The following is a 22,868-nucleotide window of genomic DNA, read 5'->3' as shown; positions in this document are numbered from 1 at the left end:
GCCGATGAAGCACACGACACAGCTGCCGGAACGCCGGCCGGTGCGCGACCGGAACGGAGCGGCGATCTCTGCCGCTCCGCCCCCGGCCCACACCACGGCCCGGCGCCGTCCCGCCTCCCCGCAGTGGGCCGCCTGGGCGTTCCTCGCCCCGGTCGTCCTCTACCTCGTCCTCTTCTACGCCTATCCGCTCTACCGCAACATCGACCTGAGCCTGCGGAACTACACGGTGCGCTCCTTCGTCCAGGGTGACGCGCCGTTCACGGGCCTGGCGAACTACCGGACCGTCTTCGACGACCCGGCCTTCGCCCCCGCACTCCTGCACACCGTGGTGTTCACCGCCGTATGCCTCTTCTTCCAGTACGCGATCGGCCTAGCCCTCGCGGTCTTCTTCCACCAGCACTTCCGGCTCTCGGCAACCCTGCGGGCGCTGTTCCTGGTGCCGTGGCTGCTGCCGCTGATCGTGTCGGCCTCCACCTGGTCGTGGATGCTCAACAGCGACTCCGGCATCGTCAACGCCGTACTGCACGCGGTCGGTATCGGCCCGGTGAACTGGCTGACCTCGCCGTCCTGGTCGCTGACCTCGGTGATCATCGCGAACATCTGGATCGGCGTCCCGTTCAACCTGGTCGTGCTCTACAGCGGCCTGCAGTCCATCCCCACCAGCCTGTACGAGGCCGCCGCCCTCGACGGCGCGGGCCCCTGGCGACGCTTCTGGAGCATCACCTTCCCGCTCCTGCGCCCGGTGTCCGCCATCACCCTGCTGCTGGGTCTGGTCTACACGCTCAAGGTCTTCGACATCATCTGGATCATGACCAAGGGCGGCCCGGCGGACTCGTCCACCACCTTCGCCACCTGGTCCTACCAACTCGGCTTCGGCAACCTCCTGCCCGCCTTCGGCCCCGGCGCGGCCGTCGGCAACCTGCTCGTCGTCGCCGCCCTGGTCTTCGGCCTGGTCTACGTCCGAGTCCAGCGAAAGCAGGCGCTGTCATGACGAGTGCACAGACAGTCCCGAACCGGCACCCCCGTACGTGGTGGAAGACGGTCATCGGTCTCCTGCTGACCGCGGTCATGCTCTTCCCGGTCTACTGGATGCTGAACGTGTCCTTCACCCGTGACCAGGACATGCGCAAGAGCCCGCCGGACCTCTTCCCCGCCCACGCCACCCTGGAGGGCTACCGGGCCGTCGTCGACCAGCAGTTGCCCTACCTCGGCACCAGCCTCGTCATCGGCCTGGGCACCGTCGCCCTGACCGTGGCGCTGGCCGCACCCGCCGGATACGCGCTGGCCAAACTGCGCCCGCGCGGCGGCGGAGTCCTCAACTTCGTCCTGCTGGCAGCCCAGATGATCCCCGGCATCATCATGGCGATGGGCTTCTACGCCATCTACCTCCAGCTCGACCTGCTCCAGTCGATGTCCGGCCTGATCGTCGCCGACTCCACGCTGGCCGTCCCCTTCGCCGTCCTCATCTTCACCGCGTTCATGTCGGGGATACCCGGCGAACTGCTCCAGGCCGCGAAGACAGACGGAGCCGGCCCCCTGCGCACCTTCTGGTCGATCGTCCTGCCGATGAGCCGCAACTCGATCGTCACGGTCTCGCTGTTCGCGTTCCTGTGGTCCTGGTCCGACTTCATCTTCGCCAGCACCCTGGTCAACGGAGGTGCCCACGAGCCGATCACCCTCGGCATCTACCAGTACATCGGCAACAACAACCAGGAGTGGAACGCCATCATGGCCACCGCCGTCGTGGCCTCCCTGCCCGCCGCGGTCATACTCGTCCTCGCCCAGCGCTACGTCGCCGCCGGCGTGACCGCCGGCGCCGTCAAGGACTGACGCCGGACCACCCGGCTCGCGCCCCCGAGGGCGCCGTCGCCCCACCCGGCAGACCGCCGACCACCCCCACTCAAGAAATGAGTGCCGCCTTCATGACCGCCGCCTCATCCGGCCCGGCCTTCTCCGTTCACGACATCCCCTTCAGCACGCACGGAGCCTGGTTCGGCATCTCTCCCGTGCTGGCGGAGAAGACGCGCGCCGAGGACCTCCACCTCGTCTCGCACCAGAACGGCATGCACCCCGTCCTGCGCCTCGTCCCCCTCGACGCGGCGACGGGCGAGCGGGCCGATACCACCGTCCGGGCGACGCCGAGCCTGCTCAGCTGGACCGGCACGGACGGGCGTATCGATCTCGCCTACGAGTCGCCGGACACCGTCCGCGTGCGCGGCGAGGGACTGGGCCTGCGCGTCACCGCGGCGGCGAAGACCCTGACTCCCTTCAGCGGCACCTACTTCTACCGTGACCCGGTGGACGACGCGCATGTGTTCACCTCCTACGAGACCGGGCGCCGCTACCGGGTCACCGTGCTGTCCGGCACGGTCGCCGACGTGTCCGGTTACCAGACACTGGGCGCGGGTGAGCGCGGTCTCACGGTCACCGCCGAGGCCGACGGCTCGTGGGAGGCCGCGGTCGAGGAACTCGACAGCGCGCGACGGCCCTTCCGCTCGTCGTCGACGTTCGGCGAGGTCACGGAGGCCGCACGGCAGTCGTTCGCCGAGTTCGTCGACACGGCCGCCCCGTGGCGCTCGGCCGCCACCCCGGCCGCCGAACTCGCCGCCTACGTGGTGTGGTCCGCGACCGTGCGCCCGGCGGGGCTGGTCACCCGGCCCGCCGTCCTGATGTCCAAGCACTGGATGGACAAGGTGTGGAGCTGGGACCACTGCTTCAACGCCCTCGCCCTGGCCCCCGGATCCCCCCGCCTGGCCTGGGACCAGTTCTCCCTGCCGTTCGACCACCAGGACGAGGCCGGGGCCCTGCCCGACTCCGTCACCCACTCCGAGGTCCTCTACAACTTCGTCAAACCACCCATCCACGGCTGGACCCTGGGCCACCTGCGCAGGCGGCTCCCCGAGCCTCCCGGCCGGACGGAACTGACCGAGGCGTACGACAGGCTCGCGCGCTGGACTGACTTCTGGCTCACCGCACGGCGCGCACCCGGCGCGGGCCTGCCCCACTACCAGCACGGCAACGACAGCGGCTGGGACAACGCCACCACCTTCGACCCCCAACGCGTGGCCGTCACCGCCGATCTGGCCGCCTTCCTCATCCTCCAGCTCCGCGAACTCGCCGACCTGGCCGCCGAACTGGACCGGCCCGACGACGCCCACACCTGGACGCGTACGGCTGACGCGACCCAGGCCGCGATGCTCGACCAGCTCTGGACCGGCGAACGGTTCGTCGCCCGTGGTGTGGACAGCGACGACACCTGGAGCAGCTCCAGCCTGCTCGACCTGATGCCCATCGCGCTGGGCGAACACCTGCCCGAATGCGTCAGCGGCGTGCTGGCCGACCGGATCGAGGCCCACCTCACCTCGCACGGTCTGGCCACCGAACTTCCCACCTCGCCGCACTACCTCTCCGACGGCTACTGGCGCGGCCCGATCTGGGCCCCCGCCACAGTTCTTGTCGAGGACGGCCTGCGCCGCGCCGGCCACCGGCGTCTGGCGGACGAGATCAGCGCCCGCTTCCGAACCCTCTGCGAGACCTACGGCTTCGCCGAGAACTTCGACGCCCTCACCGGGACCGGCCTGCGCGACCGCGCCTACACCTGGACCGCCAGCAGCTACCTGTTCCTCGCCCGCGACCACCAACAGCGCCGCGCGGACGCCGGTACCGACACCACTGCCACCACCGTCGCCTGACCAGCGAAGCGACAACCCACCCACACGTCCGGCACGGGGGCCGGCGCAGCAACAACCAGCCGTACCCCTGAAGGGACGTAAGCACATGCCAAGAATCGGGCAACGGCGCTCGACCACGAGACGCCTTCTCCACGGCATCACCAGAACGCTGATTCCGCTGACCGTGATAGCCGGCGTCACCACCGGGACGGTAACGCCGGCCTCCGCCGCAACCCCCACCCTCACCGTCGACCTGGGCACCACCACCGGAGCCCTCCACTACGGCGCCTCCGGCGCGCTGTACGGCCTGTACGGCCCGGACATACCGACCAACAACCTCATTGAGGGGATGGGACTCCAGACCACCAACACGAAGGCCCAGGACGGACAGCAGCACCCCGGCTCGGACGCGCTGGAGGTCGCCAAGCCCTTCGTGGACAGCGGCGGCAAAGACATCATGATCTACATGACGGACGTGTACCGCACGTTCAGTTACGAGCGGGCCGACTACGCCGCCTACCAGGCGGCCATGAAGACCCAGGTCGAACAGGCGATGGCCAGCCCCTACAAGGACCGGATCGTCTTCGTCCCCTACAACGAGCCCGACGGTATGTGGTTCCAGGGCATGCGCACACAGGCAGGGCCGCTGGCCGCCTTCAACTCCGAGTGGCGCCAGACCTACGACTTCATCAAGGGCATCTGGCCTCAGGCGCGTCTGGCCGGGCCCAACACCTCCAGCTACACCGAGTCCTCCCTCAAGGGCTTCCTCACCTACTGCAAGGCCAACAACTGCCTGCCGGACGTGGTGACCTGGCACACCCTGGGCAGCCCGGCGGAGGTGCGCAGCACCGTCGACAACTACCGCGCCGCCGAGACCTCGGTCGGCATCCCCTCACACCTGCCGATCAACCTCAACGAGTACGCCCACCGCTACCACCTCACCGACCCCGGCCAGATGGTGCAGTGGATCTCGGCCATCGAGGACAAGAAGATCGACGGCAACCTGCCGTACTGGAACATCAACGGCAACCTCGGCGACTCCGCCGCCGCCCAGAACACCCCCAACGCCCAGTGGTGGCTGTACAACTGGTACACCTCCATGAGCGGCGACACCGTCAAGGTCACCGGCGCCGAGAACGACGCCGCGTACACCCTCCAGGGCCTGGCGAGCCTCGACACGGACAAGAAGCAGGCCCGCGTCATCCTCGCCGGGGGCGGCACCAGCGGTGACTCGAACACGGTCATCAAGAACATCGACCCCACGGTCTTCGGCAGCAGCGTGCACGTCAGCGTCTTCCAGGACCGCTACAGCGGCTACCTCGGCGCGGCGGCCACCCCGACCAGGCTCTCCGACACCGACGTCAGCGTGGGCTCCGACGGCTCGGTGACCATACCGATCACCCTTGACGCCATGTCCGCCTACGAGATCATCGTCTCCCCCGGCGGCACTGGCAGCAGCACCGCCTCCGACAGCACCTGGACGGCCACGTACGAGGCCGAGAACGCCAACCTCAGCGGCAGCGACCACAACATCAACACCGAGGGCACGCCCAGCAACGTCGGCGGTTTCGCCACCTCTGGCCGCCAGGACGTCGGCGGCCTGCGCACCGGCTCCGACACCGTCATCGGCTTCCCCGTCACGGTGCCCACCACCGGCGACTACAAGGTGTCGGTCTTCGCCAACAGCTACCGCAAGGACGCCCAGGTCAAGGGCCCGACCAATGTGTACATGCGCGTCGACGGCGGCGCGTCCAAGAGGGTCGACCTGCCGGTTGGCTTCCAGTGGGTGGTGTGGGGCCACAGCGACGCCACCGTGCACCTGACCGCGGGCAGCCACACCATCAGCCTGGCCACAACCGGCGACAACGGTGCCGCGACCGACGGCGACGCCATCGTCGACAAGATCGACCTCCAGTACCAGGACTCCAGTGTCCAGGGCACCACCGTCCACGAGGCCGAGCAGGCCTCGCTGTCCGACAACGGCACGACTTCCTACACCTCCCAGGGCCAGTCCGGCGCGGGCGCGGTGAACCTGACCTCCGGCAAGTCCGCGACGTTCTGGGTCTACTCCGAGCGGGACGGCTACGCGGACCTGACGGCCCGCTACCGCAACACCGGCCAGGCCGGCCTCACCGTCAACGGCAGAACCGTCAACGACCAGACCCTCGCCGGCGCGACGGCCGGCGCATGGTCGACCTCCGCCAACCGGGTCTACCTGAACGCCGGAATCAACAAGGTCAGGGCGACCGGCGCCGGTGGCACCCTCACCCTGGACCGCCTGGCAGTCACACCGTTCAGCCCCACCAACGCCGTCACCACCGGCAACGTCGTCACCTACCAGGCCGAGAACGGCACCCTCACCGGCACCGCGGCCGCCGACACCACCTACAGCCAGGCCAACGGCGGCGTCGTCACCGGCATCGGCAACGGAACCGCCAATGCCCTCACCCTCAACGTCAACGCGCCCGAGGCCGGCACGTACGCCATGACCATGCGCTACGCGAACGCCGAGGAACTACCCTCCAAGCACTACAACCCCGACCTCATGGCCGAACACGCCGATGTCAGGGTCAACGGCGGTGACGCCACCCGCGTCAACTTCGCCAGCACGCTGCACTGGAACCAGTTCAACGACTACACCGTTCCCGTCACCCTCGCCAAGGGCGCCAACACCGTCAGGTTCACCTCCTCACAGCTCTACAACTACGACGGCACCACCATCGGCCTGGTCTACTCCGGCGGCGGCAGCGACATCGGACAGCCCATGCGCTCCAGCTCCGCGCCCCACCTCGACCAGGTCTCCTTCGCACCGGCGAGTCTGCACATCGGCGCCTCGACCGGCTTCTCCTCCACGGCAGTCGCCCAGCACAGCGGGCTCTGCCTGGAAGACCCAGCCAAGTCCACCGCGGACGGCACCCAGTACGAGCAGAACACCTGCGGAAGCGGCCAGGAACAGCGCTTCGACTTCCACCCCGTCAGCGGCGCGACCGACACCTACACCATCGTCAACCACTCCAGCGGCAAGTGCCTGGACATCTCCGCCTACTCCACCGCCAACGGGGCCGCCGTCCAGCAGTGGACCTGCCACGGCGACACCAACCAGCGGTTCACCCTCAAGCCCGTCACCGCGCTCGGCAACAGCCAGGACTACCAACTGGTCGCCGTCAACAGCGGCAAGTGCGTCGACGTCAGCAACATATCGACCGCCTCCGGCGCGAAGATCCACCAGTGGCCCTGCGACTCCGCGAGCACTCTGAGCACCAAGAAGAACCAGATCTGGCGCCTGCTCGGCAAGAGCTGACGCCCGGCACCCTGTGGGGTCTTCCGGCCGGCTCCGGCGGACCCCACAGGTCAGGTCGGGTCTGTACGGTGCGCGGTGTAACTCCCGAGCTGGAAGCGACAGTTGATGACTGACGTGGCGAGTGACATCGGGGCCGGGGAGGCCGTTGTGAGTGGGGCGGGCGCCGTGGATGACGGGCTGGTCGCCGAGCTGGTGGCCCGGGCCCAGGCCGGTGGGTGAAGCTCACCGGGGATGACGGCCTGCTGCAGCAGCTGACGAAGCGGGTGCTGGAGTCCGCGCTGGAGGGCGAGCTCACTGATCATCTGGGGCACGAGCCCGGTGAGCGGGCCGAGGGCGGCCGGGAGAACTACCGCAACGGGCACCGCTCCAAGACGGTGATCACCGAGTCGGGGCCGGTCGAGATCGCGGTGCCGCGGGACCGGGCCGGGTCGTTCGAGCCGCAACTGGTCAAGAAGCGTCAGCGGCGTCTGGGCGGGGTGGACGAGATGGTCCTGTCGCTGTCGGCGAAAGGGCTGACGCACGGGGAGATCTCCGCGCATCTCGCCGAGGTGTACGGCGCGGAGATCTCCAAGTCCACCATCTCCACGATCACCGACAGCGTGATGGCCGGCATGACGGATTGGCAGAACCGTCCCCTGGACAGCGTCTACCCGGTCGTCTTTGGTCTGCGACGGCCTGACCGGCTTCCCGAACGCCGTGAACACGGTCTGGCCTGCGTCAATCGTCCACCAGTTCCGGATCCAGCTCCTCGGCTCGCTTGCGTCCGCCGCCCGGCCGCCGAACCCGCACCCCGCACCTACCACGCCTTCGCCGGCCTCCAGCTCGAAGACGCCCCGTCGAACCGTGGTCTCGCTGGCCCCCGTGACCCGTGCAACGGCTCGAACGCCACCATGCCCCAGCAGCCTCGCCTCGGACCCCATCAGCAAACGCCGCTGTCGTTCGTCCAGGTGCGGCAGCAGTACCCCGAACCGCACAGCGAGCTGCCCGAGATCCCCCTCCGAAATCGCCATACCAGACCAACGAGACGCAACCCCGGAAGCGACACCTTGATTCCTTACGGCTTCACCTACTGAGGAACAGCTTTCGTTACGCGGCCCGGCAGGACTGGGAGAAGATCGCGAAGGCACTCAGGCCCGTCTACACCGCCCCGACTGAAGAGGCGCCGCTGGAGCGGTTCGTGGAGTTCACCGACACCTGGGGCGGGAAGGATCCGGCGATCGTCCGGCTCTGGGAGGCGGCCTGGGCGGAGTTCGTGCCCTTCCTCCGGTTCGACGTGGAGATCCGCAAGATCGTCTGCACTACCAACGCGATCGAGAGCATCAACGCGCGGATCCGCAAGGCCGTCCGGGCCCGGGGACACTTCCCCACCGACCAGGCCACTCTCAAGTGCGTCTACCTGGCCGTCATGAGCCTGGACCCGACCGGCAGCGGACGCAAACGCTGGACCATGCGCTGGAAGGCCGCGCTCCAAGCCTTCGACATCACCTTCGACGGCCGGCTCACCGCCGGACGACGCTGAACAAAACCGACTGAGTTTCACCGTTCGCTACACAGACCCTAGCCAGGTGCCCACGCACGTCGCGCTGTCCTTCACGGTGCTCGCGCGTGCCCTGAGTGATGTGGAAGACGGCGGGTTCGCGCTGGTCATCAACGGACTGTCCCTGAGCGTCGGTATCACCACGGGACGCTTCGAGGCACTCCTCGACTCGATCATGGCCGGGGCGTCCGGCTATGTCCTGAAGCAGATCCGGGGCTCGGACCTGGTCTCCGCCGTCCGCACCGTGGCCGCCGGCCAGTCCCTGCTCGACCCGAGCGCCACCACCAGGCTGCTGGCCCGCCTCCGTCAGGACCAGCAGCCGGAGGAGACGGAACCGGACGCGCTGCCGGGCCTGACCGGCCGGGAGCGGGAGATCCTGGCCCTGATCGGCGAAGGACTCACCAACCGCCAGATCGGCCAGCGGCTCTACCTCGCCGAGAAGACCGTGAAGAACCACATCTCCCGCCTGCTGGCCAAGCTCGGTGTGGAGCGGCGCATCCAGGCGGCCGTCATCGCCACCCAGGCGCAGGACCGGTCGAAGCAGGAGGGCCGCTGAGGATCCCGGTGACGGCGGCGCGGCGCCGGCCCCCTCGACCGGGCTGACCGGGAACCGCAGACACCGGGCCCTGCCGTTGGACATGGTCGCGTACTGCCCCGTGTGACGGGACGTCAACCCCTGTTCCCGACGCACCCACGCAAAGACGGTCAGTGCCGGTCGCGGGACGCCAAAGGCGGTAAAGGCCGACCGTCGGCGTGCGCGAGCGACAGGGCTCCGTGCCGGTCGGGCCGGCCAGGGGCGGCCGTCTCCGGCTCGGCCGTCCCGCGTCCGGAACCCGATCCCTCTTATTTCGGCGGGAAAATGTCATAGACGGGCAATCAGCGACAAGGTGCCCGCTCCGGGGTCGGTCGATGCTGAGATGCGCCATGGAAGCAGGCGAGCACAAGGCGCAACCCGGCTCGATCCCCGTGGCCGAGGAACCGTTCCGCGCGTTGCTGGAAGCGGCTCCCGACGCGATGGTCATCGTGGACGACGCCGGGGTGATTCGCCTGGTCAATGCCCAGACCGAAGCGCTGTTCGGTCACCCTCGGAACGAGCTGCTCGGCCGGCCCGTCGAGATGCTGGTCCCGCGGCGCTTCCGTGCCCAGCACCCGGGCCACCGCGCGGGCTACTCCGGCAACCAGCAGGTCCGTCCGATGGGCGCCGGCCTCGAACTCTACGGGCTGCGCAAGGATGGAGCCGAGTTCCCGGTCGAGATCAGCCTCAGCCCGCTGCAGACCCCCGACGGACTGTTGATCTCCGCCGCCGTGCGCGACGTCAGCGAGCGCAAGGCGGCCGAAGCACGCTTCCGCGCGCTGCTGGAGGCGGCTCCCGACGCCATCGTCATCGTGGATGACGCAGGCACGATCCAGTTGGTCAACGCACAGACCGAGGCCCTGTTCGGCTATCGGCGCGAAGAGCTGTTGGGACACCCGGTGGAAGTCCTGGTCCCCCAGCGGTTCCATCACCACCACCCTGCCCACCGCCACGGTTATGTCGACAACCGCCGAGTGCGCCCCATGGGCGCCGGCCTGGACCTGTACGGGTTGCGCAAGGACGGAGTCGAGTTCCCGGTCGAGATCAGCCTCAGCCCGCTGGAAACCCCGGACGGCACCCTGGTCTCCGCCGCCATCCGCGACGTCAGCGAACGCAAGAGGGCCGAGGCCCAGCTCGCCGAACTCTACGAACAGCAGCGCCATGTCGCCCTGACCCTGCAGCGCAGCCTGATGGGCTCTCCCGCTCCCCTGCCCGGCATGGACACCTCCAGTCGCTACTTCCCGGCACGGCAGGGTCCCGGTGTGGGCGGGGACTGGTTCGACCTGATCGCCCTGGGCGGCGGTCGCATGGGAGTGCTGATCGGCGGTCGCATGGGAGTGCTGATCGGCGACGTCATGGGCCGTGGCCTGGAGGCCGCCGCCGTCATGGGCCAACTGCGCTCGGCCTCGCACGCCCTGGCCAAGACCGGCATGCCCCCCTGGCAGCTGATGCGGGCCCTGGACGCGGTCGTCAGCGAACTGCCCGACCAGCTCGTCACCTGCTGCTACCTGGTCCTGGACCCGGACGAGAGCGCCCTGACCGTGTGCTCCGCCGGGCATCTGCCGGTGCTGCTGGTGGACCCCACCGGACAGGTCCGCAGGCTCCCGGTTCCGGTCAGCGTGCCCCTGGGCGTCGGAGAAGTACCCCACCAGGAGACCCGGATGACCGTGCCGCCGGCCTCGGTACTGGCCCTGTACACCGACGGCCTGGTGGAAACCCCCACCAGCGACATCGAACTGCAGATCGACGCCCTCGCCATAGCTCTGGAGAAGGCCCTCGCCGACATTCCCTGCCTGGAGCGGGCCGCCGACTCCGTCCTCACCGCCCTGCTGCCCGATCCCCAGGACTACAGCGACGACGTGACCCTGCTGCTGGCCCGCATACCCCCCGCTCCGATGACCGTGGTGTCCGCGCTGCTGCCCGCGCAACCGGTCAGCGTGGGGGAGGGTCGCCGCTTTCTGCGCCGCACCCTGCGGGACTGGCACTGTGAGCACCTCACCGACACCGCCTGTCTGCTGGCCTCCGAACTCATGGCCAACTCGGTGCGCCACGCCTGTGACCCCCTGCGCCTGCGCCTGCGCCGCGCCAGGGACGAACTCCACATCGAGGTCTGCGACGGCAGCCCGGTCCTGCCCCGTGCCAGGACCGCGGGTCCCGATGAGGAGTCCGGACGCGGACTGGTCCTGCTCGACCAACTGGCCTCGGCCTGGGGCACCCTGCTCACCCAGGACGGCAAGACCGTGTGGTTCTCGCTCCCCCTGCCCGGCTCCGCCCACCGCCCGGACGAGAACGGGACGGACGATCCGAGCGACTCCCCGGAGTAGGCCGCCCGGTGCGGGACGGCGTGACCCTGGCCCGCAGAGCCGAGCCGTCGCGCGACGACTTCGGCGAAGCCGAGTGGTTCACCCCGGTCCGGGCGTTCCACGTCGGCCGGGCCGTCTGCGCCGGACAGCGCGGGGCACCGTCGCTCCGCTCGGCGGGACGGGCCGTACGGCGGGTGAGGCACCGGGGCACGGTTGTCGCGGACGAGGTGGCTCCTTCGGCCGTCGATCGCTTTCCGCCCGGCGCCGTGTGAACCCGCAGACCGTCCGCCAGGGCGAGTGGCCGACAGGCGGGGCATCTTGTAGCGGCAGGACCCAAATGGCCCAGACACGAAGTCCGTTCGGCCCCTACGACTGGTCCCGTGTGCGGGTGAGGCTGGCGCGACCGGACAGTGAGCAGGGAGCTTGGGAGGTGCTGGCCGTATGGATGCTTCCACCGCGGCCTCGGCCTCCGCGCTGCGCACAGCCCACGAGCGGTTCGTGACCTCACCCGCAACGCCGTCAGGAGTGCGGCGTCTGGTGGCCGACTCGTGGCGGCGTTGCAGAGCGTGCGGTGTACAACCCGACGGCAGTCGTCCGCCTCGCTTGCCCAGGACGTCCGAGGAACTGGCCGTGTACCGGAGCGTCCACCCGCTGGCCGCCGTGCTGCCCCTGTTCCGGGAGCTGTTGGGAGCCGGTGCCGCGGACGACGGGCATGTCTTCGCGGTCGGCGACGCCGACGGGACGCTGCTGTGGGTCGAGGGGGATTCCGCGGCCGTCGAGCGTGCCGAGCGGATGCGCTTCGTCGAGGGGGCCCTGTGGTCGGAGGCGCAGGCCGGGACCAACGCGCCGGGCACGGTGCTGGAGGTGGGCCACCCCGTGCAGATCGTGGCCGGCGAGCACTACAGCTCCGCGGTGCACGGCTGGTCGTGTGCCGCCGCTCCCGTGCGCGACCCCGGCACCGGGCGGGTGCTCGGCGTGGTCGACCTCTCCGGTGGCGGCACCATCGCCACGCCCTCCGCCCTGGCCGCGGTGCGAGGGGCCGCGCTGGCGGCCGAGGCGGAACTCGCCCGTGCGCTGCCCGGACCGCCGGCCCTGCTCGGCCCCGACGGGCACGTGCTGCGTGCGTCCGCCGCCCGATGTGAGACGGAGGTACGGCTGACCGCGCTGGGCCGGGACAACGCCCTGCTGCAGTGCGACGGGCGCGTCCACCGGCTGAGCCCGCGGCACAGCGAGATCGTGGTAGCGCTCGTCATCGAGGGCCGGGGCGTCACCGGCGAACGGCTCGCGGTGGACCTGTCCGAGCGGGACGTGTGCTCGTCGACACTGCGTGCCGAGCTGACCCGGCTGCGCACCGTGCTCGGCCCCGCCCTGCTCGGATCACGGCCGTACGCTCTGCTGCGCCCTGTGCGGACCGACTTCGCCGACGTGGCCGCGCTGCTCGCCCAGGGCCGGGTCGCCGAGGCGCTGGACCGCTGTCCCGGTCCGCTGCTGCCGCGTTCCGAGGCGCCGGCGATCGCCGAGCATCGCAGGGCCCTGGAGCAGCAGTTGCGAGGTGCCGTCCTCGGCGCTGGTGATGCCGGGCTGCTGCGCCGCTGGGTGGACGCGGCCCGGGGAGCCGACGACGCCGCCGCATGGCTGGCGCTCGCCCACCTGCTGCCCGGCGGTTCGCCGCAGCGCGCGGCAGCGGCGGCCCGCGCTCGTGCGCTGGACGCGGAGCTGGTGGTCCCGCCCCAGGTGGGACGCCATGCAGCGTTGTTGCAGCGTTCCCGTCCCTAGCGTGCTGAACATCAGCACGATCGTCGTGATGAGAGAGGGGACGGTCATGAAGTACCAGCCTCCTGGCAGGCCGGGCAGCCCCGTACATGTGGCGCCCCGGTACGAGAACTTCATCGGCGGCAAGTGGGAGGCACCCACCACCGGCGAGTACTCCGCCAACCTGTGCCCCGCCACGGCCAAGCCGATCTGCGAGGTCCCGAAGTCGGGTCCCGACGACATCGAACTCGCCCTGGACGCCGCGCACGCGGCGAAGGACAAGTGGGGCGAGGCCTCCACCGCCCAGCGGGCCGCGGTGCTGAACAAGGTCGCCGACGCCATCGACGCCCACCGCGAGGAACTGGCGGTTGCCGAGAGCTGGGAGAACGGCAAGCCGGTCCGCGAGACCCTGGCCGCGGACATCCCGCTGGCGGCCGACCACTTCCGCTACTTCGCCGCGGCGATCCGCGCCGAGGAGGGCTCGATCACCGAGATCGACAAGGAGACCGTCGCCTACCACTTCCGCGAGCCGCTGGGTGTGGTCGGACAGATCATCCCGTTCAACTTCCCGCTGCTGATGGCCGCGTGGAAGCTTGCCCCGGCGCTCGCCGCCGGCAACACCACGGTCCTCAAGCCGGCGTCGCCGACCCCGTGGTCGATCCTGAAGCTGATGGAGGTCATCGGCGACATCGTGCCGCCGGGCGTCCTCAACGTCGTCAACGGACCCGGCGCCGCGATCGGCAAGGCGCTGGCCACCAACAAGCGCATCGCCAAGGTCGCCTTCACCGGTGAGACCACCACCGGCCGGCTGATCATGCAGTACGCGGCGCAGAACATCATCCCCGTCACGCTGGAACTGGGCGGCAAGTCGCCGAACATCTTCTTCAACGACGTGGCCGCCGCCGACGACGACTTCCTGGACAAGGCCGTCGAGGGACTCGTCCTGTACGCGTTCAACAAGGGCGAGGTCTGCACCGCTCCCTCGCGCGCACTCATCCAGGAGGACATCTACGAGGAGTTCATGGGCCGCTGTCTGGAGCGGATCCGCGCCATCAAGCAGGGCGACCCGCTCGACACCGCGACCATGCTCGGTCCGCAGGTCTCCAAGCAGCAGATCGAGAAGATCGCCTCGTACGTCGACATCGGCCTGAAGGAAGGCGCCGAATTGCTCGTCGGCGGCCACCGGCCCGGAATCGGCGGGGAGTTCGCGGACGGCTACTTCTACGAGCCGACCGTGCTCAAGGGCCACAACAAGATGCGGGTCTTCCAGGAGGAGATCTTCGGTCCCGTCCTCGCGGTCACCACGTTCAAGGACGAGGCCGAGGCACTGGAGATCGCCAACGACACGCTGTACGGCCTCGGGGCCGGCGTGTGGAGCCGCGACACCAACCGCACCTTCCGGATGGGCCGCGCCATCAAGGCCGGCCGCGTCTGGACGAACTGCTACCACCAGTACCCCGCGGGTGCCGCGTTCGGTGGCTACAAGGTCTCCGGCATCGGTCGCGAGAACCACAAGATGATGCTCGACCACTACAGCCAGACCAAGAACCTCCTGGTCAGCTATGGCACCAAGCCGCTCGGCCTGTTCTAGCCGAGCCGGCGATCCCAGCGATTCGAGCGATCCCAGCGGATCCGAAAGGGTGCACCGACATGCCCGCGACGCTTGAGAACGGCAACGCCGGGCGCGTCACCGCCACCCGGGCGGCGCACCGGGCCATACAGACCCTGCGCGCCGCCCATGGCCGGCCGGTGATGTTCGTCCAGTCCGGCGGCTGCTGCGACGGCAGCGACCCGATGTGCTTCCCCGGCGGCGAATTCCTCCTCGGCGAGGGCGACATGCTGCTCGGCGTCCTGGACGGCGGCACCTTCCACATAGACGCCGATCTGTACGAGGCCCTCGGCCGCCCACGCCTCGTCCTGGACGTCGAGGAGGGAACCCCGGGCGGCTTCTCCCTCGCGGCAGGGGACGGGCTGCGTTTCGTCACACGGATCGAGGAACCGGCCGAGAGCCGGCATCCGGCACAGAGCCCAGTTGAGGAGCAGACCATGAAGGCAGCAGTCGTCACCGACTTCGGGAAGCCCCTGGAGATCCAGGAACTTCCCGTCCCCGAGCCCGGTCCCGGCCAGATGCTCGTCCGCATGGAGGCCTCCGGCCTCTGCCACACCGACATCCACGCGGCCCACGGCGACTGGCCGGTCAAGCCGCAACCGCCGTTCATCCCCGGCCACGAGGGCGTAGGACCCGTCCAGGCCGTCGGCGAGGGCGTCAGCGTCGAACTGATCGGCAAGCGGGTCGCCATCCCGTGGCTCGGCTCGTCCTGCGGCACCTGCCGCTACTGCGTCACCGGCTGGGCGACCCTCTGCGAGAGCCAGGTCAACAGCGGCTACTCCGTGGACGGTTGCTTCGCCGAGTACGCCGTCGTCGACGCGGGCGCGGTCGTCCAGGTGCCCGACGGTGTGTCGTCGTTCGACGCGGCGCCGCTGACCTGCGCGGGCGTCACCACATACAAGGCGATCAAGGTCGCCCGTGTGGTCCCGGCCGAACGGGTCGCCGTCTTCGGCGTCGGTGGCCTCGGCCACCTCGCCGTCCAGTACGCACGGCTCGTCGGCGGGTTCGTCACCGCCGTCGACCTGGAACCGGACAAGCTGGGCCTGGCCCACCGGCTCGGCGCCGACCAGCTCGTCAACGCCCGTACGCACGACCCGGTCGCGGAGATCAAGGCGGCCGGCGGCGCGGACGTGGCCGTCGTCCTGGCCGCGAGCGCGAAGGCGTTCGAGCAGGCCTACCGGTCCCTCAACCGGGGCGGGCGCCTGGTCATGGTCGGCCTGCCCGCCGACAACGCCGCGATCAACGTGCCGATCTTCGAGACCGTGCTCGGCGGGATCTCCGTCATCGGCTCCATCGTCGGCACCCGCCAGGACCTGACCGAGGTGTTCGCCCTGCACGCCGCGGGACGCACCCAGGTCATCGCCGAACCACGGCGCCTGGAGCAGGTCAACGACTCCTTCGACGAGGTCCTCGGCGGACGGGCCGAAGCGCGGCTCGTCTTCGAGTTCTGAGAGTTCTGTGGCCCGGCACCCACCGGGCCACCGGGAGAGGCAGCAGACCATGGGAACCGTCACTGTAGGAGCCGTACGGGAGCGGGCACCCGGCGAACGCCGTGTCGCCCTCGTCCCCGAGGCCGTCACCCTCCTGCGCCGGGCCGGACTCGACGTCCTCGTAGAGACCGGAGCCGGATCCGGCGCCTGGTTCACCGACGCCGACTACACGGCGGCGGGCGCGAACGTCGTACCCCCGGACGAACTGTACGAACGCGCGGACGCCGTACTGTGCGTGGGCCCGCCGGACGCGGAGAGCGCGTCCGCGCTACGCGCGGGGCAGACCCTGATCGGTCTGCTCGAACCGCTGCGAAACCCCGTGCCGGTCGAGGAGCTGACCGGACGCGGTGTGCGCACGGTGAGCCTCGATCTGCTGCCCCGTACCCTCAGCCGCGCCCAGTCCATGGACGCGCTGACCTCCCAGGCCAGTGTCGCCGGTTACAAGGCGGCGTTGGTCGCGGCGGACTCGTACGACCGGTTCTTCCCGATGCTGACCACCGCGGCGGGCACCATGCGCCCGGCGCAGGTCCTCGTCCTCGGCGCCGGAGTGGCCGGGCTGCAGGCGATCGCCACGGCCCGTCGTCTCGGCGCCGTCGTCTCGGCGTACGACGTACGCCCCGAGTCGAGAGAGGAGGTGGAATCGCTCGGTGCCCGGTTCCTCGACGTCCAGAGCCCGCCCGAAGAGGAATCGGGCGCCGGACGGGACGGCTACGCACGTGAGTTGACCGAACAGGAACAGCGGGCCCAGCGCGAGGCGCTCGACGGGCACATCGCCCGCTCCGACGTGGTGATCACCACGGCACAGGTACCGGGCCGCAGACCGCCGCTCCTGGTGACCACCACCGCGGTCGAGCGGATGAAGGCCGGCTCGGTGGTCGTCGATCTCGCCGCGAGCGAACTCGGCGGGAACGTCGAGGGCTCCGAGCCCGACAAGACCACCGTCCTGGCGGGCGGCGTCACCGTCATCGGCGCCGGCCGGCTGCCGTCCGCCATGGCCACGGCCGCTTCCACCGCCTACGCCCGCAACCTCGTCGCGCTGCTGCGCCATCTCGTGCGCGACGGCGAACTGGTCCTCGACCCGGCCGACGAGATCACGGCCGCCCTCACCCGAGGAGGATCCTCATGAACAACCTCGATCTCCTCACCGCGATCACCGTCTTCGTGCTGAGCGTCCTGGTCGGCATCGAGGTCATCAGCAAGGTCCCGGCCACACTGCACACACCGCTGATGTCCGGCTCCAACTCGGTCCACGGCATCGTCGTCATCGGCGCGATGCTCATCGCGGCCGAGGCACACACCTGGCTCGGCTACGGCCTCGCCTTCGTGGCCATGGTGTTCGGCGCGATGAACGTCGTCGGCGGATACGTCGTCACGGACCGGATGCTGGAGATGTTCAAGGCCAGGCCGGCCACCGAGAAGCCCGTCACCGACACACGCGAGAAGACGGAGGTGTGAGCGCCATGGACACGGTCTCCGACGCCGTCCACTACATCTTCCTGGCAGCCGCAGCCTGCTTCGTCCTGGGACTGCACCTGATGAACCACCCCCGCACGGCCCGCCGCGGCAACACCCTCTCCGCCGGGGCCATGGCCGTCGCCGTCGCCGCCACCGTGTGGCTGGTGGCGGACGAGAACGTGATCAGCCGGACCGGATGGCTCGTGCTGATCACGGGCGGGCTGGTCGGCGCGGCCCTCGGCCTGTGGGCCGCACGCGAGGTCCGGATGACGGCCATGCCGCAACTGGTCAGCCTCTTCAACGCCGTCGGCGGTGGCGCGGCCGCGCTCATCGCGGTCGCTGACCTGCTCCAGGCCGACGCTCCGGCCGCCCTGGGCGCGCGGGTCTCCCTGCCGGGAGCGCTGTCCGTCGTCATCGGCGCGGTCACCTTCTCCGGATCGCTGGTCGCCGCGGGCAAGCTGCAGGGCGTCGTGCCCGGCGCGCCGGTGGTGTTCCCCGGAGCACGCCTGCTCAACGTCCTGCTGCCGGCGTCCTTCGTCGCCGGCACGGTCTGGCTGGTACTCGCGCCGGACTCGCGCGCACCGCTGTACGGGCTCGTGGCCGTGGCGCTGCTCTTCGGCGTGACGATGGTCCTGCCGATCGGCGGAGCCGACATGCCGGTGGTCATCTCGCTGCTGAACGCCTTCACGGGGTCGGCGGTCGCGATGGCGGGCTTCGTGCTCGACGAGACCGCGCTCATCGTCGCGGGCATGCTCGTCAGCGCCTCGGGCGGCATCCTCACCAAGCTGATGGCCGACGCGATGAACCGTTCCATCGTCAACATCGTCGTCGGCGGTTTCGGCACCGGCGACAGCGCGCAGGCGGCGGCCGGCCCGGGTGGTGCGCCGGCCCAGGTGCGTGCGGTCTCCGCGGACGACGTGGCGATCCAGCTGGCGTACGCGAGCAAGGTCGTCGTCGTCCCCGGCTACGGCCTCGCCGCCGCCCAGGCCCAGCACGAACTCGGCGCCCTGGCCAAGCTGTTGACGGACCACGGCGTCGACGTCACCTACGCGATCCACCCGGTCGCGGGCCGCATGCCGGGCCACATGAACGTCCTCCTCGCGGAGGCCAACGTGCCGTACACACAGCTCAAGGAGATGGAGGACGTCAACCCGGAGTTCCCGCAGGCCGACGTGGCCCTCGTCATCGGCGCCAACGACGTCACCAACCCGATCGCCCGCCGTCCCGGCAACGCGATCTCCGGAATGCCGATCCTCGACGTCGACAAGGCCAGGAGCGTCGTGGTCATCAAGCGCTCGATGGGCCACGGCTACGCGGGCATCGACAACGAGCTGTACACCAATCCCAGGACCGGCATGTTCTTCTCCGACGCGAAGAAGGGACTGTCCGAACTCAAGGCAGCGGTCGGTGAGTTCGTCGCCTGAACAGCACGGCGAGGCAGCGAGGCTCCCGCGCGAACGGCGCGGGAGCGTCGCCTTCTGCGCCGGGGCCCGAAGGGAATGGGCGGAACACGCGTCGGACGAGAGCCCACCGGGCCCAGGACTGGGTCACTCGGACCCTGCCCTGGGCGGGTCCGTGGCCCGCAGGCTGAAGGTGTGGCGTGATGCGCGGAGGAGTGGACGACGGCCGCCCGTGTGCTCACGAGTTCGATGCCGCAGCGTACGACGGATGTGCCGGGCCGTTCTCAAGACGGAGAGCGTGATCGAGCTCCGGGTCGACGGGGTCAGGGGCCCACCGCCTGCGCACGGTCCCGCACACGCCGACTCGGCCCGTACGCCCGCGGCGGCGCCGGGAGCTCGGTGAACGCGGTATGCCGCCTCACCCCGCCCGGCGGCCCGTACCTGAGCACACCTGGAGAATGCCATGCACGGCACGCCCCACCTCGTGAGTGATGTCATGACCCGCACGGTTGTCGCCCTGCAACGTGGAGCGACGTTCAAGGACATCGTGAGGGCCATGCAGCGGCGGAGGGTCAGCGCCCTTCCCGTACTGGACGGCGGGAACCGGGTCGCCGGTGTCGTCTCCGAGGCCGACCTGTTGCCGAAGGAGGCGTTCCGCGACGGAGACCCGGACCTCCCCCGGTCTCGGCTTCGCTCGACCGGGGGGGACCCCCATCACACAGCTGCGGCGCCTGTCCGATCTCACCAAGGCCGGCGCGGTGACGGCCGAGCAGTTGATGACCGCTCCGGCCGTGACCGTCCAGGCGGACGCGACCTTGGCACAGGCCGCGCGCATCATGGCCCGGCGCAGGGTCAAGCGACTGCCGGTCGTGGATGACCAGGGCGTGCTGGAAGGCATCGTCAGCCGCTCCGACCTGCTCAAGGTGTTCCTGCGGGGGGACGATGACATCGCCGAGGAGATCCGCCGCGAGGTCGTGGCCTTCCTGTTCCCCGATCCGGTCGAACCGGTGCGGGTGGGGGTGCGGGGCGGAATCGTCACGCTCACCGGCCACATTGGGGACACCGCTCTCGTGCCCGTCGCCGTACGCCTGGTACGTGCCGTGGAGGGCGTGGTGGACGTGGACTGCGCGCTCATGGGCCCACGCCGTCATCCGGGCCTCGACGGATCTCGACCCGGATCTCCCGGACGGTGAGGACGGCCCACAGCCCTCCCGAGGGCGCGAGCCGTCATGAACCGGGCTCCCGGCCCCGACCGGTTTTCCCTGCGTGCTCCTGTGCTCCTGTGCTCCTGTGCTCGCGTGGGACCGAACGGCCCGTCGCGGCATCCGGAACCGGGCCCGAACGTCCCGGAAGGCGTGCCTGGTCGGCCTCTGCCCGGGGCCCAGGGGAGGTGGGACTTTTCTTGCGACAGGTGTCAGGTATCGACAGCGGTTCTCGTGAGGGGGTGTCCACCGATGGAGCGGACGCGGCGTGCGAAGGCGTCGAGGGTGTGGTTCTGGCGGTGGCGGCGCAATCCACTGCGGCGCCGCAGCGACTCCATGGAGGCGTGGATCGTACTCGGCATCTGGACTCTCACCCTCCTGGGCGGCTCTGCCGCCGGCCAGTGGGCGCTGAGGTCGGCAGAGGACAGCATCGCCTCACGGAGTGCGGAGGTGCACACCGTGTCGGCCGTGCTCACCGAGGACGCGCCGAAGACCCCGGGTGTGACGACGTCCGGAACCGGCGGTGACCTGGTGTGGGCGAAGGTGAGCTGGACGTCCGCCGACGGTGCCACCCACACGGGCCGGGCGCGGGTCGAGCCGGGCGGCAAGGCGGGCACCACGGCCACCGTGTGGACGGACGGAACGGGCAAGCTGGTCTCCGAGCCCGCCACGGGCACCGAGGCGATGCTGGAGTCGGCGTTCGCTGGTGTGCTGGCCGGGGCCGGCGTCGGAGCCGGAGTGCTGCTGTGCGGGTGGCTGGTCCGCCGGCATCTGGAACGTCGGCGCATGGGGGAGTGGGAGACGGAGTGGAAGCAGGTCGGTCCGCAGTGGCGGAAGAGGATGACCGGCTGACAGAGGCCGACCGGCCCCGTACGGGACCCGGTCGGCCCACGCGTGTCCCGGTCGGGCGCGCCACGCTGGAGTGAGGAAGTGAGGAAGGAAGCAGAGGAGGGAGAACATGAACGGCGTGATCGAGCGGTTGCACGGCTGGCCGGCGTTGCCCGACCTGTTCGGCTGGGCCGAGTCCGGGTTCCCCGGCGCGCACATGGTTCCCGGGCTGCACGGCATCCGTGTCGAAGAGCATCTGGCGGACGGAACGTATGTGCTGCGCGCCGAACTTCCGGGCATCGACCCCGCGAAGGACGTCGAGATCACCGTGGAGGAAAGCGTTCTGACCCTGCGGGCCGAGCGCGGTGAGGAGACCACGGAGAAGCACCGTACGGAATTTCGCTACGGCACCTTCGCCCGCTCCGTCCGGCTGCCCGCCGGAGCGAGGGGTGACGAGGCGACCGCGGAGTACAAGGACGGCGTCCTGACAGTCACGGTCCCGGTCCCGGAGGAGGAGACGGGTGCCAGGACCATCCCGGTGCGGCACGGCTGAACAGCCGCACCACGGTGCGCGGCCGGGTGCCGTACCGGCCGCGCACCCGTACGTCCGACCGCCGGCAGACGCGGTACCCGGCCGATCGGACACTCCCCGACGACCTTTCCGGCGCGGGCCGCGTTCTGCCCCTCGGAGCGAGCCCGTCGGCGGCGGACGAGCCTCCCGTCCGCCGCCGACGATGCCGGCGGTGCGCATCCCAGGTCCGCCAGGGCCGGCCGCCGTGCCGCGCCACGCGTCCGGCAGACGCCCGGCGAGCACCGGGTCGCGGCACGGGGCGGCGGGGTACGTCACCTCGGGTCACTCCGAGGTGCTCCGGCGGTGAGGTCGCACTCGACGTCGACCACGCCTTCGACGGCGCGCACGAGGCGGGCGGCCACCGGCACCAGTGAGGTGTCCCTGATCCGTCCGGTGAGCGTGACGACGCCCTCGGAGACCCGCACCCGGACGGGCTCGACCGGGGTTGGGAACAGGCGTGTGACGACTTCGTGGCGGACCTCCTCGGCGATGTCGTCGTCGGTCCGCAGGAAGACCTTCAGCAGGTCCGCTCGGCTGACGACGCCTTCGAGCATGCCCACTTCGTTGACGACGGGCAGCCGCTTGACCTTGCGCAGGGCCATGATGCGTGCGGCCTCGGCGATGGTGGCGTCGGCGTGGACGGTGACGGCCGGTGCATTCATCAGCTCCCCCGCCGTCAGCCCACCGGCCTTGGCCAGGTCGTCCAGGCGACGCATCTGGGTGAACCGGTCGGGGTCGCTGTCGCGGAACTCCTCCTTCGGCAGCAGATCGGCCTCGGAGACGACGCCGATCACCCGGCCCTCGCCCTCCAGCACGGGCAGGGCGCTGACCTTCCACTGCCCCATGAGCTCCACGATCTCCTTGAACTGGGCATCGCGGCCGACGGCGACGACGGTATGCGTCATCACATCGCTCACGACGCGCGGGCTGCCGAACATGGCGTCCTCCTTTGGCGGGTCAGGTGCGTTCGAAACCGAGGTCCGGCACATGGGTGGCGCGGGAGACGCACGGACCGGGTCGCCGTCGACGACGCCCCGGTTCCGCGTGGTGCGCGGCACGAGGCGGACGGACGCGGGGTCCGTTCCCGTCCAGGGCCGCCGTTCTCGCGCTGTCTGCCATCGTTCCCCTCCACAATGCCGTGGGGGCCACTGGTCCCATCGTGGGCGCGCACCGGG

The 22,868-nt window shown here is 70.0% G+C and carries 17 protein-coding genes and 5 pseudogenes; 20 read left to right on the top strand and 2 right to left on the bottom strand.

All coding sequences use genetic code 11. The features are described from left to right. The first annotated feature begins 4 nt into the window (after window positions 1–4). The 5 genes and pseudogenes from OG202_RS06865 to OG202_RS06845 form a co-directional block, all read left to right on the top strand. Entirely contained in the window at window positions 5–991 is a 987-nt protein-coding gene (locus tag OG202_RS06865) for a carbohydrate ABC transporter permease (RefSeq protein WP_328222493.1), read from the top strand. Next, a complete protein-coding gene (locus OG202_RS06860) occupies window positions 988–1,830 on the top strand; it encodes a carbohydrate ABC transporter permease (RefSeq protein WP_327730952.1) in 843 nt (280 codons plus the stop codon). The genes OG202_RS06865 and OG202_RS06860 overlap by 4 nt, the downstream gene beginning before the upstream one ends. A 92-nt stretch (window positions 1,831–1,922) precedes the next feature. Next, complete coding sequence (locus OG202_RS06855) at window positions 1,923–3,692, top strand: amylo-alpha-1,6-glucosidase (protein WP_327730953.1); 1,770 nt, start codon at window positions 1,923–1,925, stop codon at window positions 3,690–3,692. Between the two features lie 85 nt (window positions 3,693–3,777). After that, on the top strand, window positions 3,778–6,972 hold the full coding sequence (locus OG202_RS06850; RefSeq protein WP_327730954.1) for an RICIN domain-containing protein: 3,195 nt from the start codon (window positions 3,778–3,780) through the stop codon (window positions 6,970–6,972). Window positions 6,973–7,077: 105 nt separating this feature from the next. After that, window positions 7,078–7,634 (top strand): annotated as a pseudogene (locus OG202_RS06845) (transposase); the annotation flags it as partial. A gap of 64 nt (window positions 7,635–7,698) precedes the next feature. Here the strand turns inward: OG202_RS06845 and OG202_RS06840 are convergent. Further along, window positions 7,699–7,982: pseudogene (locus OG202_RS06840) on the bottom strand (ISAzo13 family transposase); the annotation flags it as partial. A 50-nt stretch (window positions 7,983–8,032) separates the two neighbouring features. Here OG202_RS06840 and OG202_RS06835 point away from each other — a divergent pair. From OG202_RS06835 to OG202_RS06770, 15 genes and pseudogenes are all read left to right on the top strand, one after another. Then, window positions 8,033–8,491, top strand: a pseudogene (locus OG202_RS06835) (transposase); the annotation flags it as partial. A gap of 172 nt (window positions 8,492–8,663) precedes the next feature. Then, window positions 8,664–9,065, top strand: a pseudogene (locus tag OG202_RS06830) (LuxR C-terminal-related transcriptional regulator); the annotation flags it as partial. Between the two features lie 368 nt (window positions 9,066–9,433). After that, window positions 9,434–11,407 (top strand): PAS domain S-box protein, encoded by a 1,974-nt coding sequence (locus OG202_RS06825; protein WP_328222492.1) that lies wholly within the window; start codon window positions 9,434–9,436, stop codon window positions 11,405–11,407. An 8-nt stretch (window positions 11,408–11,415) separates the two neighbouring features. Beyond that, window positions 11,416–11,658 carry a hypothetical protein gene (locus OG202_RS06820; RefSeq protein WP_327730956.1) on the top strand — a complete coding sequence of 81 codons (243 nt, stop codon included), beginning with the start codon at window positions 11,416–11,418 and terminating at the stop codon, window positions 11,656–11,658. A gap of 358 nt (window positions 11,659–12,016) precedes the next feature. Beyond that, window positions 12,017–13,162: a GAF domain-containing protein gene (locus OG202_RS06815; RefSeq protein ID WP_327730957.1), complete on the top strand. Its 1,146-nt coding sequence runs from the start codon at window positions 12,017–12,019 to the stop codon at window positions 13,160–13,162. 46 nt (window positions 13,163–13,208) lie between these two features. Beyond that, window positions 13,209–14,729: an aldehyde dehydrogenase family protein gene (locus OG202_RS06810; protein WP_327732331.1), complete on the top strand. Its 1,521-nt coding sequence runs from the start codon at window positions 13,209–13,211 to the stop codon at window positions 14,727–14,729. Window positions 14,730–14,788: 59 nt separating this feature from the next. Continuing rightward, a pseudogene (locus tag OG202_RS06805) lies at window positions 14,789–15,118 on the top strand (DUF779 domain-containing protein); the annotation flags it as partial. A gap of 66 nt (window positions 15,119–15,184) precedes the next feature. Beyond that, window positions 15,185–16,198: a zinc-dependent alcohol dehydrogenase gene (locus OG202_RS06800; RefSeq protein ID WP_327732332.1), complete on the top strand. Its 1,014-nt coding sequence runs from the start codon at window positions 15,185–15,187 to the stop codon at window positions 16,196–16,198. A 49-nt stretch (window positions 16,199–16,247) separates the two neighbouring features. After that, window positions 16,248–17,363 carry an NAD(P) transhydrogenase subunit alpha gene (locus tag OG202_RS06795; protein ID WP_327730958.1) on the top strand — a complete coding sequence of 372 codons (1,116 nt, stop codon included), beginning with the start codon at window positions 16,248–16,250 and terminating at the stop codon, window positions 17,361–17,363. Further along, window positions 17,360–17,692: an NAD(P) transhydrogenase subunit alpha gene (locus OG202_RS06790; protein ID WP_327341442.1), complete on the top strand. Its 333-nt coding sequence runs from the start codon at window positions 17,360–17,362 to the stop codon at window positions 17,690–17,692. The genes OG202_RS06795 and OG202_RS06790 overlap by 4 nt, the downstream gene beginning before the upstream one ends. Before the next feature lie 5 nt (window positions 17,693–17,697). Further along, window positions 17,698–19,116 carry an NAD(P)(+) transhydrogenase (Re/Si-specific) subunit beta gene (locus tag OG202_RS06785; RefSeq protein ID WP_328222491.1) on the top strand — a complete coding sequence of 473 codons (1,419 nt, stop codon included), beginning with the start codon at window positions 17,698–17,700 and terminating at the stop codon, window positions 19,114–19,116. Between the two features lie 439 nt (window positions 19,117–19,555). Continuing rightward, on the top strand, window positions 19,556–19,969 hold the full coding sequence (locus OG202_RS46450) for a CBS domain-containing protein (RefSeq protein WP_443052221.1): 414 nt from the start codon (window positions 19,556–19,558) through the stop codon (window positions 19,967–19,969). Continuing rightward, complete coding sequence (locus tag OG202_RS46445; protein ID WP_443052220.1) at window positions 19,851–20,285, top strand: CBS domain-containing protein; 435 nt, start codon at window positions 19,851–19,853, stop codon at window positions 20,283–20,285. Before OG202_RS46450 ends, OG202_RS46445 begins: the two co-directional genes overlap by 119 nt. Window positions 20,286–20,546: 261 nt before the next feature. Then, on the top strand, window positions 20,547–21,146 hold the full coding sequence (locus OG202_RS06775; protein ID WP_327730961.1) for an Rv1733c family protein: 600 nt from the start codon (window positions 20,547–20,549) through the stop codon (window positions 21,144–21,146). Window positions 21,147–21,252: 106 nt separating this feature from the next. After that, a complete protein-coding gene (locus OG202_RS06770; protein WP_327730962.1) occupies window positions 21,253–21,675 on the top strand; it encodes an Hsp20/alpha crystallin family protein in 423 nt (140 codons plus the stop codon). A gap of 290 nt (window positions 21,676–21,965) precedes the next feature. On the opposite strand, the gene OG202_RS06765 is transcribed toward OG202_RS06770, so the two are convergent. Further along, the gene (locus OG202_RS06765) at window positions 21,966–22,631 is read right to left on the bottom strand and encodes a CBS domain-containing protein (protein ID WP_327730963.1); all 666 of its coding nucleotides are present in this window, start codon (window positions 22,629–22,631) and stop codon (window positions 21,966–21,968) included. Between the last annotated feature and the right edge of the window lie 237 nt (window positions 22,632–22,868).

Origin of the sequence: Streptomyces sp. NBC_00310 (assembly GCF_036208085.1) — a bacterium.
Lineage (GTDB): Bacteria > Actinomycetota > Actinomycetes > Streptomycetales > Streptomycetaceae > Streptomyces.
The sequence above is the reverse complement of the archived record's forward strand: the minus strand, read 5'-3'. Positions and strand labels throughout refer to the sequence as shown.